14 protein-coding genes are annotated in these 13,375 nt (G+C 42.6%); 10 read left to right on the top strand and 4 right to left on the bottom strand.

Going from position 1 to position 13,375, the window contains the following annotated elements:
- Positions 1-106: 106 nt before the first annotated feature.
- Together ACCB35_RS19695 and ACCB35_RS19690 are read right to left on the bottom strand one after the other, a co-directional pair.
- A complete protein-coding gene (locus tag ACCB35_RS19695) occupies positions 107-796 on the bottom strand; it encodes a response regulator (protein WP_374054969.1) in 690 nt (229 codons plus the stop codon).
- On the bottom strand, positions 780-2,390 hold the full coding sequence (locus ACCB35_RS19690; protein WP_374054968.1) for an ATP-binding protein: 1,611 nt from the start codon (positions 2,388-2,390) through the stop codon (positions 780-782). The genes ACCB35_RS19695 and ACCB35_RS19690 overlap by 17 nt, the downstream gene beginning before the upstream one ends.
- Positions 2,391-2,464: 74 nt before the next feature.
- Between ACCB35_RS19690 and ACCB35_RS19685 the strand changes: the two genes are divergently transcribed.
- The gene (locus ACCB35_RS19685) at positions 2,465-3,499 is read left to right on the top strand and encodes a DctP family TRAP transporter solute-binding subunit (protein WP_374054967.1); all 1,035 of its coding nucleotides are present in this window, start codon (positions 2,465-2,467) and stop codon (positions 3,497-3,499) included.
- Positions 3,500-3,577: 78 nt separating this feature from the next.
- On the opposite strand, the gene ACCB35_RS19680 is transcribed toward ACCB35_RS19685, so the two are convergent.
- Positions 3,578-3,817 carry a hypothetical protein gene (locus tag ACCB35_RS19680; RefSeq protein WP_374054966.1) on the bottom strand — a complete coding sequence of 80 codons (240 nt, stop codon included), beginning with the start codon at positions 3,815-3,817 and terminating at the stop codon, positions 3,578-3,580.
- Positions 3,818-3,984: 167 nt separating this feature from the next.
- On the opposite strand from ACCB35_RS19680, the gene ACCB35_RS19675 reads away from it, so the two are divergent.
- The 5 genes from ACCB35_RS19675 to ACCB35_RS19655 all read left to right on the top strand — a co-directional run bounded on the left by ACCB35_RS19675 (position 3,985) and on the right by ACCB35_RS19655 (position 7,579).
- Positions 3,985-4,911 carry a manganese-dependent inorganic pyrophosphatase gene (locus ACCB35_RS19675; protein WP_374054965.1) on the top strand — a complete coding sequence of 309 codons (927 nt, stop codon included), beginning with the start codon at positions 3,985-3,987 and terminating at the stop codon, positions 4,909-4,911.
- A 76-nt stretch (positions 4,912-4,987) separates the two neighbouring features.
- Complete coding sequence (locus ACCB35_RS19670) at positions 4,988-5,377, top strand: VOC family protein (protein WP_374057080.1); 390 nt, start codon at positions 4,988-4,990, stop codon at positions 5,375-5,377.
- Between the two features lie 479 nt (positions 5,378-5,856).
- Complete coding sequence (locus tag ACCB35_RS19665) at positions 5,857-6,786, top strand: helix-turn-helix domain-containing protein (RefSeq protein ID WP_374054964.1); 930 nt, start codon at positions 5,857-5,859, stop codon at positions 6,784-6,786.
- A 77-nt stretch (positions 6,787-6,863) separates the two neighbouring features.
- Positions 6,864-7,325 carry a hypothetical protein gene (locus tag ACCB35_RS19660; RefSeq protein ID WP_374054963.1) on the top strand — a complete coding sequence of 154 codons (462 nt, stop codon included), beginning with the start codon at positions 6,864-6,866 and terminating at the stop codon, positions 7,323-7,325.
- 128 nt (positions 7,326-7,453) lie between these two features.
- Positions 7,454-7,579 (top strand): hypothetical protein, encoded by a 126-nt coding sequence (locus ACCB35_RS19655; RefSeq protein ID WP_299743027.1) that lies wholly within the window; start codon positions 7,454-7,456, stop codon positions 7,577-7,579.
- A 209-nt stretch (positions 7,580-7,788) separates the two neighbouring features.
- Here ACCB35_RS19655 and murB read toward each other — a convergent pair whose 3' ends face one another.
- Positions 7,789-8,709, bottom strand: a complete 921-nt coding sequence (gene murB, locus ACCB35_RS19650; protein WP_044338369.1) for a UDP-N-acetylmuramate dehydrogenase — start codon at positions 8,707-8,709, stop codon at positions 7,789-7,791.
- Between the two features lie 281 nt (positions 8,710-8,990).
- Between murB and ACCB35_RS19645 the strand changes: the two genes are divergently transcribed.
- The 4 genes from ACCB35_RS19645 to ACCB35_RS19630 all read left to right on the top strand — a co-directional run bounded on the left by ACCB35_RS19645 (position 8,991) and on the right by ACCB35_RS19630 (position 13,338).
- Entirely contained in the window at positions 8,991-9,893 is a 903-nt protein-coding gene (locus tag ACCB35_RS19645) for a DMT family transporter (RefSeq protein ID WP_374054962.1), read from the top strand.
- 214 nt (positions 9,894-10,107) lie between these two features.
- Positions 10,108-10,959, top strand: a complete 852-nt coding sequence (locus tag ACCB35_RS19640; protein WP_374054961.1) for a DegV family protein — start codon at positions 10,108-10,110, stop codon at positions 10,957-10,959.
- A 194-nt stretch (positions 10,960-11,153) separates the two neighbouring features.
- On the top strand, positions 11,154-12,647 hold the full coding sequence (locus ACCB35_RS19635; protein WP_374054960.1) for a DEAD/DEAH box helicase: 1,494 nt from the start codon (positions 11,154-11,156) through the stop codon (positions 12,645-12,647).
- Between the two features lie 142 nt (positions 12,648-12,789).
- The gene (locus ACCB35_RS19630; RefSeq protein WP_374054959.1) at positions 12,790-13,338 is read left to right on the top strand and encodes a ComF family protein; all 549 of its coding nucleotides are present in this window, start codon (positions 12,790-12,792) and stop codon (positions 13,336-13,338) included.
- Positions 13,339-13,375 lie beyond the last annotated feature (37 nt).

The raw sequence follows: 13,375 nt of genomic DNA, 5'->3' as shown, positions 1-13,375 counted from the left end.
AATTAAAATGAGAATATTTAGAACTTAAAGGACGTTTTGGTCTTTTTGGTCCGGGAGTGCGGTTGAGGAGAATAAAAAAAAGAATGAGGCGTGTCCTCATTCATTCTTACTGCCATTGATATCGATTGATCGGGCGTCCAATACCGCCATACTCGATCATGATTTGAACCTGTCCTGATTTCTGTAAGTAGTCTAAATATCTTCGTGCTGTCACACGGGCGATGCCGATTCCTTCAGCGGTTTCTTCTGCTGATAAGGGGCTTTTTTGGTCTTTTATAAATTGAACGATCTGCTGTAACGTCTGCTGGTTCAATCCTTTTGGTAATTCTTCTTTCTTTTCCTGTGGTTCGATGGGGGAGGGAACACGCTGAAGCCGATCTAATTCCTGCTGACCCACCGGTCCTTCTCCAGCCATTTGATGTTTGAACATTTGATATTTCTCGAGAGCTTGTTTCAACCGTTCAAACTTGAAAGGCTTAATGATGTAATCGAATACTCCGAGTCTCATCATCATCTTGATGGTTTCTTTATCCTGTGCCGCTGATATGACAATCACATCCACGTCTGTATCCTGCTGCCGGAAAGCTTGTAAGGTTTCAAGACCATTTTGTTTAGGCATAAAATTATCCAAGAGAACAAGGTCAGGCTTAAAGGATGCAACCTTGTCCGCACCTTCCTGTCCATTTCCGGCAATCGCACACACTGTAAAGCCGGGTACACGTTCTATGAACATTCGATTGACTTCCTGAACCATTGGATCATCTTCAATAAGTAGTACGTTAATCGGCTCCTTCATGATTGTTCCCTCCATTCATTGGAAAAGTGAGTTGGAATAACGTCCCTTCACCTGGGGTTGAGTCCACTTTAATATGACCGTCTGCTTTCTCTATAATGCTATCAATCAAGTAGAGTCCGATGCCCGAGCCGTCTTTTCCTTTGGTCGTGTATCCTTTTTGAAATAAGTGGGGAAGCTGTTCTTTCGTCATTCCTGTACCATTATCTTCTACTTCTATATGAAAAGTATCAGGGTCTTCCTTTAAATAGACATGGATGACTTTGGGCTCTTCTCCAGATTCTTTAATGGCATAAAAGCTATTTTCAATGAGATTTCCTAAGATGATGACAAAATCATGTTCATCCAGAAGAGGGGGAAGGGATTCCAGGTAGCTATCGGGATCGACCTTTACTTTTATTCCCATTTCATTTCCTCTCCTGATCTTGCCCAATAGTAATCCTGTCAAACTATCAAGCTTGATCTGCCGGGTCAGGGTGGCAGTGAGGTGTTCCTCTTCTTGAGAGGATTGAAAGATATAATCGAGAGCTTTCTCTCCTGCTTCTAATTGAATCAGACCGGCAACGGTATGTAATTTATTCTGGTGTTCGTGGTTTTGGACCCTCAATGCCTCAACGAATTCTTTCACTCCGGTCAGCTCTTCCGCCAGTTGAGTCATCTCCGTCCGGTCCTGAAACACGGCAACGGCACCGACGATGTCCTCGTTTACAAAAATTGGAACCCTGGAGCTTAATACGATCTTGTTCCCTAATCTCATTTCTTCATGATAAACCGGTTCCTTCTTGTGTAACACGTCCGGTAATTTTGAAGAAGGAAGTACCTTTTGAATGGATTTTCCGGTCGGGTCTCCTTTTAATACCAAGATGTCCTTGGCTTTCTCATTGAAGACGGTGATCCTTTTTTGATTATCAATGGCAATGATCCCTTCATTCATGGCTTGAAAAGTAGCGGTCCTTTCCACCAGGAGTTTTCCAATTTCATGGGGCTCAAGGTGAAAGGTATCTTTCTTTATTTGTCTTGCCAGTAACCATGAACCAATGATGCCGAAGAGGAGGGTGATGGTGCCTATAATGATGAGTTCATTTTTAAGATCCTTCATTATATCGAACGTAGAAGGGAGCAGGATACCTACAATGACCACACCGATTTGCTGGTGCTGATCGTTCATGATCGGCACGAACCCCCTGACCGCCGTACCGATTTCCCCCTTGGCTGTCGTCACATAACTATGCTCGGCAAAAGCAGGACCTTCATCCTTTCCGGCAGAGATGGTCCCAAGCTGCTCATCCGACGGGTGTGAGTAACGGATCCGGTTCATGTTGAGGACAACGATATAATCAGAGCCATTTACGGTCCTGATATTTTCTACGATGGGCTGGATTTCACCCCATCCTCCGGAATCCTCGAGATGGCTCTGAACGGTAGGAAGATTCGCTACCGTCCTGGCTGTAATAAGTGCCTGGTTTCCTAACTCTTCTTTCTTCATTTCAATCGATTTTCCGACAAATATAATAAATCCAATGATGAGCGCAAACAGGACGACACCAAAGGATAATATCGTCATCTTCCAACGAATGGGCATTTGTTTTCGATTCATTCTGAATATTCCTTCCTCTTCATTCAAAGTTATTGTACCATTTTTAATAGAACGGAGAGAGGGGAGGTCCAAATATGAGAACATTTTTCTTTATAGGGGTGTTTATTTTAACAGGAATCGCTACAGCCTATTTTGTCGGATTTCAATCTCAGAACGGCTTTACCTCGGAATATGATGACGATCAAGAAAAGCTTAAAGATGGCATCGTCATAAAAGTCAGTCATGTTGTTTCTGAAAACACACCGAAAGGAAAAGCGATCAGGCGTTTTAAAGCCCTCGTCGAAAAGAATACCAAGGGGAAAGTGAAGGTTGAAATTTATCCGAACGGATCGCTCTATTCAGACATCAGTGAATGGAATGCCCTTAAAAATAATAATGTACAAATGATCATCCCTGCCACGTCTAAAGTCTCTGCCTATGTTCCGGAGTATAGTGTGTTTGACTTACCCTTTGCTTTTACTAGTTATGACGATGTTCAACGGGCATTTGAAGGGAACGCGGGAGAGATATTACTGAGAAAGCTAGAAAAACAAGAAAACGTGAAAGGAATAACCTTTTGGTATAACGGATTTAAGCAAATCACCAATAATCAGCGACCCTTGATCAGGCCGGGTGATTTCAACCGTCTCCACTTCCGTACGATGCCCGGTGAAGTGATAGAAGAACAATATCAAAGGATGGGGGCTGCCGTAAGTCACCTGCCTTTTAATAAAATATACGAGAACTTAGAAGTAGGATTTATAGATGGACAGGAAAATACCATTTCGAATATTTACTCGAAGAAGCTTTATGACCATCAATCGTTTCTTACAGTGAGCAACCATTCTTATTTGGGCTATGTCGTATTAATGAATGAAGAATTTTGGGATGACTTGCCTGAAGAGTACCGAGTGGAAATTGATGAAGCGATGAAGCAAACGACTGATTGGATCCGCCGGCACTCCATCGAAATCAATGATGATCATTTGCGTGAATTAAAAAGAAATACTGATTTGGATGTCCACATTCTGTTGAATTCGGAAAAAGAAGAATGGATGAAGAAACTGGCTCCTATGTATGAAGAATATGAAGATGAAATAGGGAGGGAAATCATGAGTGAGATTGAATGAAAAGTGGTCAGGTATGTGATAGGTGGTTATTGCTGAAGTTTATCTAAGTGGGAAGAGTGGGAGTGAAAAGTTTTGAGGTTACTGCTCCATCCCCACTCGTCGTTTTACTTTATGGAGATCTTTTTTGTGATCCCAGTTTTCTTTTACCAGAATCGTGATGTTATCCTGGATGTCTTGTTGATTTTCTTCGAGGACGGTCATTCTGGATCCGAGATTATCCATACGGGTTTCTAATTTCGTCATGCGTTCATTCATATTGTCTTCAAAACGTGTCATTTGCCCCTGCAGCTCTCTTATGGCTTGTAATACCTGATCCATGCCATTTGTCACCTCTTTGTCCACCTAGTATAACACAGAATTTGGGAATATTGCCTTCATAATCACTGGAAAAAATCTTTCCCAACGGATACGGTTTTGCTTTTAAATATGGTAATATAAGAAAATGAAATCAAAGATGACCATTACATAGAGTTAGGAGAATGATGATGAGTAAAACACTTATTTTCGGACACAAAAATCCAGATACAGATACGATTACGTCTGCACTTGTATATGCTGATTTGAAGACAAAGATCGGGATGGACGTTGAGCCTGTACGTTTAGGTGACGTGAACGGTGAAACACAATATGCCCTTGATTACTTTAACGTTGACGCACCTCGTTTAGTTGAAAAGGTTGCCGGTGAAACGGATACGGTCATCCTTGTTGACCATAATGAGCGTCAGCAAAGCGCAGAAGACATCGAGGAAGTACGCGTTCTTGAAGTCATCGACCACCACCGCATCGCCAATTTCGAAACGGCAGATCCTTTATACTACCGTGCAGAGCCAGTTGGATGTACGGCAACGATCTTAAACAAGATCTACAAGGAAAAAGGAGTAGAGGTAACGAAGGAAATGGCTGGATTAATGCTTTCAGCAATCATTTCAGACTCTTTATTATTCAAATCCCCAACTTGCACGGACGAAGACGTAGCAGCAGCCAACGAACTGGCTGAAATCGCTGGAGTTGATGCTCAAGTTTACGGATTGGAAATGCTGAAAGCCGGTGCGAACATGAGCACGAAATCAGTGGCGGAGCTTGTAACCCTTGATGCGAAAGAATTTTCAATGGGTAACGCGAAAGTTGAAGTGGCTCAAATCAACGTTGTCGATGTGAATGACGTATTCGGACGTCAGGCAGAAGTCGAAGCTGCGATGGAAACACTGATCAAAGAAAAAGGACTGGATCTTTTCCTGCTGGTTGTCACTGACATCCTGGAAAATGACTCAACGGCATTGGCTCTTGGAAGTAAAGCAGCGGAAGTGGAAAAAGCATTCAATGTAACCCTACAAAACAATACAGCCCTTTTAAAAGGTGTTGTATCACGTAAGAAGCAGATCGTACCTGTATTGACGGATGCGATGAAGTAATAAAGAATTGGGAGGAGCAGTCTATGGGCTGCTTCTTTTTTTCGACAAAAACAGGAGGTGCTTGTGACCCATGACAATGAACTTTAAGAAAATCCACCATATCGCCATTATCTGCTCAGATTATGATCAATCAAAAGACTTTTACGTCAACAAACTGGGTTTTGAAATAAAACAAGAGATATACAGGAAGGAAAGGGACTCATATAAACTTGATTTAGCGTTAAATGGTGAATACGTCATCGAATTATTTTCATTCCCTGACGCACCAGCACGTCCCAGCTATCCAGAAGCCCAAGGGTTACGTCATTTAGCATTTGAAGTGGAGGATATCGAGGAGAGTGTAAATCTTCTAACTGAAAAAGGGATTGAAACGGAAGAAATAAGGATAGATCCATATACTCATAAACGTTTCACTTTCTTTGAAGATCCAGATGGACTTCCTATAGAAATGTATGAAAGCATGTAGAGGTCCGTCCCTAAAAAAAGGGCACTTCCCATTAAGGAAAGTGCCGTCCAAAGGTATTGTAATTTGTCGTTAGGTATATTAAATCATAGATTGATAAACCGTGTATTGTCGTTAAGGTGCGATTTTGGTTGATATTTAGAGGCGTTTCTTACGAATAACTCTGTTATCTTTATATTTATTAAAATATTAATATTGCGAAATGGGATGCCAGGCATAGAACCTCTTTTTTGTGCCTGGCACCATTTGTATATAGCCGTTGGAATGTGAGGTCCGTCCCTCAAAAAAAAGAGCACTTCCCACAAGGAGAAGTGCCGTCCAAAGGTATTGTAATTTGTCGTTAGGTATATTAAAACATAGATTTGAAATGTATGTATTGTCGGTCTATGGGCTTGAGGGGAGATGTATGAGGATTTCCCTAAAAAAATTGCTCGTTTTCTGTTAAAATATAAATATATTAATATTTTAAGGGTGGTGAGAGTGTGGATTATTCAGTCATTGGAACCAAGATTAAAGAGCTCAGAAAAGTAGTCGGATTGACTCAGGGTGAACTAGCCGATGGGATTTGCACACAAGCTCTCATCAGCCGGATCGAAAAAGGAGACATCTATCCGAGTGCTACTTCTCTTTATCAAATTTCAAAGAAGCTCGGAGTGGATGTAAACTACTTTTTTGAGATTGGGATGACACCCCGCCTGGATTATGTTAAGGAAGTAGAGCGACAGTTAAAGAAGCTCAGAGTAAAATTAAAATATGATGAAATCATTGAGATAGTTAAAACGGAGGAGAAGAACCCACTATTTTTAAAAGATGAAACCAACCTCCAGCTCCTCTACTGGCATAAGGGAATTTATATGATTGAAGTAAAAAAGGACCGAGAAACAGCGTTACAAATCCTAGAGGAAGCACTTTCACTTACCCTTGATATAAAAAAAGCCATGTCAGAAAGAGAAATGAACATTCTCATCAGTATGGGGATACTTGAATTCGGCAGAAATAATTATGAGAAAGCATTGGAAATCTATCATAAAGTGAATGATGCTTTAAAATACAATGACCAGCTCATCGATAAATCGATTAAAACACGGCTTTTATATAATACTGCGAGAGTGTTAACAAGACTGGGGAAGTATCAGGAATCCATCGAATACTGTGAAGAAGGCATCAGGTGGATCATTGAAGAAGAAACCTTATATGGTTTTGCTCAATTAAATTATCATATAGGGTATAACCTGGAGCTGCAAGAGCGTTACAAGGAAGCATTACCTTATCTCGACAAAGCGGCCATGCTGTTTGATATACAATTTAACCAAAAGCTGACAGCCTTCATCTTAGAGAAAAAAGAAGAATTGATTCAAAAGCTGGAAAAGAATTCTACATTCACTCCAATAAAAGGTTCTACGAAAAGATAACTTCGTAGAGCTTTTTTATTTTCATACATCCAGCAAGTCCCTCATAAAGATTACTATAGACAGGGAGTGGTGGAGCTATGAGAAGGAAAAGCCCGGTTCCTCTGGTCATTGGGGCGATTGCGTCCATTCTGATCGTAGTGGCCCTATTCATGATGGTGGGGGAAAGCCGGGAACCTGATACACCAGAAGAGGTCATCAAGGAATTTTATCAATTTGAACAATCCGGTGATTTCGGAAATGCGTGGGAATTGTTTCATCCGGAAATGCAGAACAAATTCCCTAAATCCTCTTACATTCAAACGAAGAACCATGTATTCATGGGGCATATGGGGGTAGACGAGTTTGAGGTGGAAGTGGGAAAAATAGAGAAATTAGAGAAGTTCACGTTTAACGAGGAAGGCCTGACGTTCAAGAATGTAAGAAAAGCAGAGGTCGATTTATTTTTTGACAGTCAATTCGGAGAGCTGACCATCAGTCAAATCTGTTACGTGGCACTGGAAGAAGGAGAATGGAAGATCCTGTGGGATTATAGCTTCTGACAAAAGGTGTCATGATCATGGTAATAAGGCAAAGTGAAAAACGTCTGATTTTTTTCTTCTATATTGGTTTTATTTAGAATTTATCGGGTAATAAGAAACTAATTATTTTATAAAGGAGGGCATTAGCTGTGTCGTTACTCTACTTTAAAGCTCGTGAAGCATATGAGCTGGATGCGAAAGTATCTCAATCCCAAGTAATCAAGCTCAGGGAATTCCGTAGAACGAAGCCCGCCCCCATTGTCAAAAAAAGATAGTGTAAACAACCAAATCGAATAAACCCTGATCAGTCTAAAACTCTTTTAGGCTGTTTTTTTCGGTTTATTTCCGTTCATCCAGTACACATTTCAAACATTGGGGATACAACTATTGCTCCAAGCGTTTCAATCATTAATTATGGATTTGTATCGCCGATGATGCTGTATGGCCAATAAAAAAGTCAGGAATCAAATGATTCCTGACTTTTTTATTCTAGATCTTCACCGATGATGCGTACTTCCCGTTCAAGTTCCACATCAAATTTTTCTTTCACTGTTTTTTGAACGTGTTCAATAAGTGAAATATAATCAGAGGCTGTCGCATTGTCTTTATTCACGATGAAACCGGCGTGCTTCGTGGAGACTTCAGCGCCACCGAAGTTCGTTCCTTGAAGCTCACTGTCCTGGATAAGCTTACCGGCAAAGTAACCAGGTGGTCGTTTAAAGACACTCCCGCAAGATGGATATTCCAGCGGCTGCTTGGATTCACGCTTGTCAGTGAGGTCATCCATGACGGCCTTGATTTCTTCGTAGTCGCCAGGCTTCAAGCTGAAGGTTGCTTCCAGTACAATATCGCCTTTTTCAGAGATATTGCTGTGGCGGTAATCAAGCTCCAATTCTGCGGCTGTACGTTTTACCAGGTTCCCATCGCGGTCGACGACATGGCAATAATCCAGAACATCTTTGATTTCTCCGCCATAAGCCCCGGCGTTCATGAATAGAGCACCACCAACGGTACCCGGGATACCACAGGCGAATTCAAGTCCTGATAATTTTTCAGCTAACGCACGTCTCGACACATCGATGATCGCTGCGCCACTTTGAGCGACAATCAGTTGATCGGTCGTTTTGATGTCTGTGAAGTTCTTTAAATGAAGAACGATCCCACGGATTCCACCATCTTTTACAATCAAATTCGATCCGTTCCCTAATAATGTAAATGGGACATCCACTTCATTTGACAGCTTCACGATGTTTTGAACTTCTTCATATGTGGTCGGAGTCAAGAAGAAATCTGCTTTTCCGCCTAACTTCGTATACAGATGCTCTCTTAACAATTCGTCACGTTTGATATTGTCAGAATGCATCACCTTTGATAATTCTTCAAACACTTTTTCCTTATTGTACATTCTATATCAGTCCTATAAAGTAATTTTCGTCTTCTCTAAGTTAAATCCTACCCAACCATTATATGACGAAAACCCATGAAAGTTAAATGGTTTCAGTTGGCAGATGTGAATCCCCTCCGAATGAACCTCTTCCAACTGGAAAAGAATGCTTGATCATAGGTCGAAAATACGAAAAAAGAATGTTTCCATCGCCAGCAAAGTAAGATAGGATAGAACTAACAAAATATGTTATAACGTCTATTTAACTATTAAATTATACAATTTGGAGAGGAGGAAGCAAATTGGCCAGATTATATATAGCGCTAATTGGCTTAAGTTTGATTTGGGGGATGTCGTTCGTTTTTATCAAGTGGCTGGTGGATCCCGTAGGTGTATGGGGGACGGTATTCTTACGCTGTATAGCCGGTGCTCTTGTGCTTCTTCCGATCTTATTTATAAAGAGGAAAAAAGGAGAGAAGAAATCGCTCCCTATGTGGAAGTTATTTGTTGTCGGGATTGGTAATGCGGCGTTGCCCTGGACTCTGATCGCGTTAAGTGAAACACAGATCAATAGTAACACTGCCTCCATTTTAAACGCAACGACTCCCATTTGGACTGGACTTGCGGGATTTTTATTTTTCTCGGTCCTATTGACCGGATTTCAATGGATTGGGATCATCGTTGGGTTTATAGGAATCCTCGTCCTGATGAATTTCGAAGTGAGCGGGATTTTCACTTCTGATTTTGTAGGGGTAGGGACGATGGTGCTCGCGACAATGAGCTACGCGTTTGCTTCACAGTTTACGAAAAAATACCTGGCGGGAACGAGTGTAGTGGTGATTTCTACGTTCCAGTTGTTGATCGGTGCAGCGGTGGGATTTGTGGGAATGATGTTGACCAATCCGATATCTGTAGGAAGCCTGCTATCCGGTGAAGTGATTCTTGGCATTCTCGGGTTGGGCTGTTTAGGTTCTGGAGTGGCGACGCTTCTTTATTTTTACATCATGACCAATGGAGGACCTGAATTTGCATCGACGGTGACGTATTTGATACCGGGTACAGCGATGATCTGGGGGTTTGTTCTTCTGAGGGAGCCTGTGACACATAATCTCATTTTAGGTTTATTGATTATCTTTGCAGGAGTGTACCTGTCTTCCAGAAAATCAAAAAAACTGGTCTCGACCATGCCTGTCGGTACGAGGTAAGACCTTTAAACAAACGTTTGATTAGGATATGGAATCCCTTATAGCTTAAGGGTTCTGAGTCTTAAACAAACGTTTGATTCGTTTTGTGGACCCGAAAGTCCCGATAAACAGATGCAAACCAACTTGTTTTCATATAAAATGAAAAGGATACATAAGGTAGACTAAACAAGCTCGCAGCACGGGCTTAAAAATAAACAATAAGGATGGTAATTCTATGAAAACGGCAATTGTAACGGATAGTACAGCCTACATCCCGAAAGAATTGCGTGATCAACTGAACATACATATGATCCCTCTCAGCGTCATTTTGGGAGGAGAAACCTATCAAGAAGAAGTTGATATTACGGCAAGTGAATTTTACGAAGAGGTCAGCACCCAGGAAAAGCTTCCAACGACTTCGCAGCCTCCTGTCGGGAAGTTCGTCGAGCTGTTCGAAAAGCTTTCAAGGGACTACGATGCCGTCATTTCAATCCACTTATCAAGTGGGATCAGCGGAACGTATCAAGGTGCCGTTCAAGCTGGAGAAATGGTCGAGGGAATCGACGTGTATGCGTATGATTCCGAGATCAGCTGCATGATTCAGGGCTTCTATGCGATTGAAGGGGCCAAGCTTGGCCGTGAAGGGAAAACGGCTGAAGAAATCGTTGCGTTACTGGATGAAATGAAGCAATCGGTACAGGCATACTTCATGGTTGATGACCTGGCTCACTTACAACGCGGAGGCAGATTATCACAGGCACAGGCAATCATCGGAAGCCTTTTGCAGGTAAAACCACTTCTGCACTTTGTGGATAAAGTCATCGTCCCGTTCGAAAAAATCCGTACGAAGAAGAAAGCATTGAAGCGGGTGGAGTCACTGCTTGAAGAAGCCGTGTCTTCCGGAGAAGAATTTCAAGCTTCGATCATCCATGCGAATCGCGAAGAAGATGCGATTGAGTGGAAGAATGAGCTTCAGGAGAAGTATCCGAATGTGGAGTTCAATGTCAGTATTTTCGGTCCTGTCATCGGTACTCATTTAGGTGAGGGTTCGATGGGGATGGGATGGGCTCGGAAGATGAGTCGTTAGGTTTTGGGGGTTTTTGATTGTACCTGGTACAATGATAAGATTTTGTACCAGGTACAATCAGGTTATCATGTACCAGGTACACTTCCGAACTCTCGGTGCCAGGCACAAAACAAAGCTTTTGTGCCTGGCACCTTTATTTTAGGCAGGATTTTCACAGACCAGTGTAGAATACAACACTATCCCAAAAAGGAGTGATGTGTTTGCGTTTTGCTTTTACAGATAACCATTTAACCCCGCAATCCCTGCTGATAGGAGAAAGTACCATTTTGCAGCGGATTTCAGATATATCTTCCATCCCATTTCAACCCCTCAATGAATCCTTCACCTTTTCTTCAGAGCTTCAATCCTTTCTCAGCGGCCGATCCCTGCTTTTAGACGAAATCCCAATTTCGATTGATGTCCTGCATGAGCATTATTTAAATGGATATGTTTCCTATCAAAAGGGTGTGGAAAAGAGCTGTTGCCACCGTTGTGGAAACAAACGGCCTCATTTGTTCGCTTCCTTTTCGTGTTCAAGATGCCACACCACGTGTACCTATTGCCGAAATTGCATCATGATGGGAAAGGTATCGGAGTGCACAACGCTTCTGACATGGCATGGGCCTGAACCGGTTCCTGACTCACCTCCAACTTTTCAATGGCTTGGAACTCTTTCAGAGGCGCAGAAAGAAGCTTCCAAGCGAATGGTCTCAGCAGTCCATACCAGCAAGGACCTGCTTGTGTGGGCCGTATGCGGGGCAGGAAAGACCGAGGTTCTCTTTGAAGGGATTCATGAAGCTCTTCAGGAAAACAAACGGGTATGCATTGCCGCACCCAGAACCGACGTCATTCTTGAACTGTCTCCCCGCCTTAAAAAGGTCTTCCCTGACACAATGATCATCACACTTTACGGCGGGTCTGAAGAAAGAAACACCTATGGCCAGCTCGTTCTTACCACCACCCACCAGCTTTACCGGTTTAAAGAAGCATTTGACGTCATGATCATCGATGAAGTGGATGCCTTTCCGTATTCCTATGATGTTTCTTTGAAGTGGGCAGTAGAAAAAGCGCGGAAAACTCAATCCTCTATCATTTATCTCACAGCCACACCTGATCGAAAGACACAGAAGCAATGTGCGGGAGGGAAGCGATCCTTCATCGAAATCCCAGCCCGTTTCCACCGCCATCCGATTCCCCTGCCACGCTTTGCATGGTGCGGACTTTGGAAGAAATCCCTTGAGAAAAAACGGATTCCTCCTGGACTGAAGAAATGGACGTCCCTAAAACTACAGCAATCCAAACAAGCCTTGATCTTCTTCCCCACCGTTGAAATCATGGAAAAAGCCCTTCCTCTCTTTCAAGAAATCGATCCTCTCATCCAATCTGTGCATGCAGAAGATCCCCAAAGAAAAGAAAAAGTCATGAAAATGCGTAATAAAGAGATTCCGATCTTACTCACCACCACCATTTTAGAAAGGGGGGTTACCATACCCAATATCGATGTAGCAGTCCTTGGAGCTGAAGAAAAGATCTTTACAGAAAGCGCCCTTGTTCAGATTGCAGGGAGAGTGGGGCGAAGTGCGGACTTTCCAAAGGGTGACATCGTCTATTTTCACTTCGGTCGCACCCGTGAGATGATCAAAGCGCTCCTTCATATCAATGACATGAACAGGGAAGCCGTGAAGCGGGGGTTGATTGATGGTAAGTAACTGCTTGTACTGTGGGAATGAACTTGTTGAGGTCTTATCCTGGAAAGGTTTATTTTACAGAGTACCTCCGTTGCTTTGTAATAAGTGTGAAAAACAGCTGGTGATAATAGAGGGAAAGCGTTGTTCAGGTTGTTCCCGGTCCATGGAAGAGCTACCTTCCGATTTTATAAAAGGGGAGCAGTGCCTGGATTGTGAACGGTGGGAGTCTGACCATGAGTGGAAAGGGGTCCTGCGACAGAACGTATCACTCTATCAATATAATGATTTTCTTAAAGAGTATCTTGCTCGATACAAATATCGAGGAGACTATGTATTGGCAAAACCATTTGCTTCTATTCTCAAAAATTATATTGAAAAAAGTGAGTTTGATCTAGTGACCCCGATCCCACTAAGTAACGACCGTTTATATGAAAGAGGATTCAATCAATCCACTGCTCTCCTGGAAGAAGCAGAGGTCCGTCCCTCTCGTCTCCTTACCCGCTCCCACTCGGAAAAGCAGTCGAAGAAGACGCGGTGGGAGCGGCTTCAGCAGGAGCAGGTGTTTCAGTTGGGCGAAGGGGGTGTTGATGGAAAGAGGGTCCTTCTGTTTGATGATATTTATACGACGGGAACGACGTTGAGGCAAGCAGCTAAATTGCTGAAGGAAGCGGGTGCCAGCGAAGTATCCTCTTTGACCCTTGCAAGAGGTTAAAGCAACGCTCGCTTCTGCCGATATAGAGAATAATAGA

The sequence above is a fragment of the Rossellomorea sp. FM04394 genome (assembly GCF_041889765.1).
GTDB classification, from domain to species: domain Bacteria; phylum Bacillota; class Bacilli; order Bacillales; family Bacillaceae_B; genus Rossellomorea; species Rossellomorea aquimaris_B.
This window is presented reverse-complemented; position numbering and strand designations above follow the sequence as displayed.

What these genes read in the sequence shown, in the direction of transcription:
- ACCB35_RS19630 (WP_374054959.1), top strand. Translation starts at nt 12,790, where the DNA reads ATGGAAGAGCTACCTTCCGATTTTATAAAAGGGGAGCAGTGCCTGGAT.
- ACCB35_RS19670 (WP_374057080.1), top strand. Translation starts at nt 4,988, where the DNA reads ATGAACTTTAAGAAAATCCACCATATCGCCATTATCTGCTCAGATTAT.
- ACCB35_RS19660 (WP_374054963.1), top strand. Translation starts at nt 6,864, where the DNA reads ATGAGAAGGAAAAGCCCGGTTCCTCTGGTCATTGGGGCGATTGCGTCC.
- ACCB35_RS19680 (WP_374054966.1), bottom strand. Translation starts at nt 3,817, where the DNA reads ATGGATCAGGTATTACAAGCCATAAGAGAGCTGCAGGGGCAAATGACA.
- murB (WP_044338369.1), bottom strand. Translation starts at nt 8,709, where the DNA reads ATGTACAATAAGGAAAAAGTGTTTGAAGAATTATCAAAGGTGATGCAT.
- ACCB35_RS19695 (WP_374054969.1), bottom strand. Translation starts at nt 796, where the DNA reads ATGAAGGAGCCGATTAACGTACTACTTATTGAAGATGATCCAATGGTT.
- ACCB35_RS19685 (WP_374054967.1), top strand. Translation starts at nt 2,465, where the DNA reads ATGAGAACATTTTTCTTTATAGGGGTGTTTATTTTAACAGGAATCGCT.
- ACCB35_RS19640 (WP_374054961.1), top strand. Translation starts at nt 10,108, where the DNA reads ATGAAAACGGCAATTGTAACGGATAGTACAGCCTACATCCCGAAAGAA.
- ACCB35_RS19690 (WP_374054968.1), bottom strand. Translation starts at nt 2,390, where the DNA reads ATGAATCGAAAACAAATGCCCATTCGTTGGAAGATGACGATATTATCC.
- ACCB35_RS19675 (WP_374054965.1), top strand. Translation starts at nt 3,985, where the DNA reads ATGAGTAAAACACTTATTTTCGGACACAAAAATCCAGATACAGATACG.
- ACCB35_RS19635 (WP_374054960.1), top strand. Translation starts at nt 11,154, where the DNA reads ATGTGTTTGCGTTTTGCTTTTACAGATAACCATTTAACCCCGCAATCC.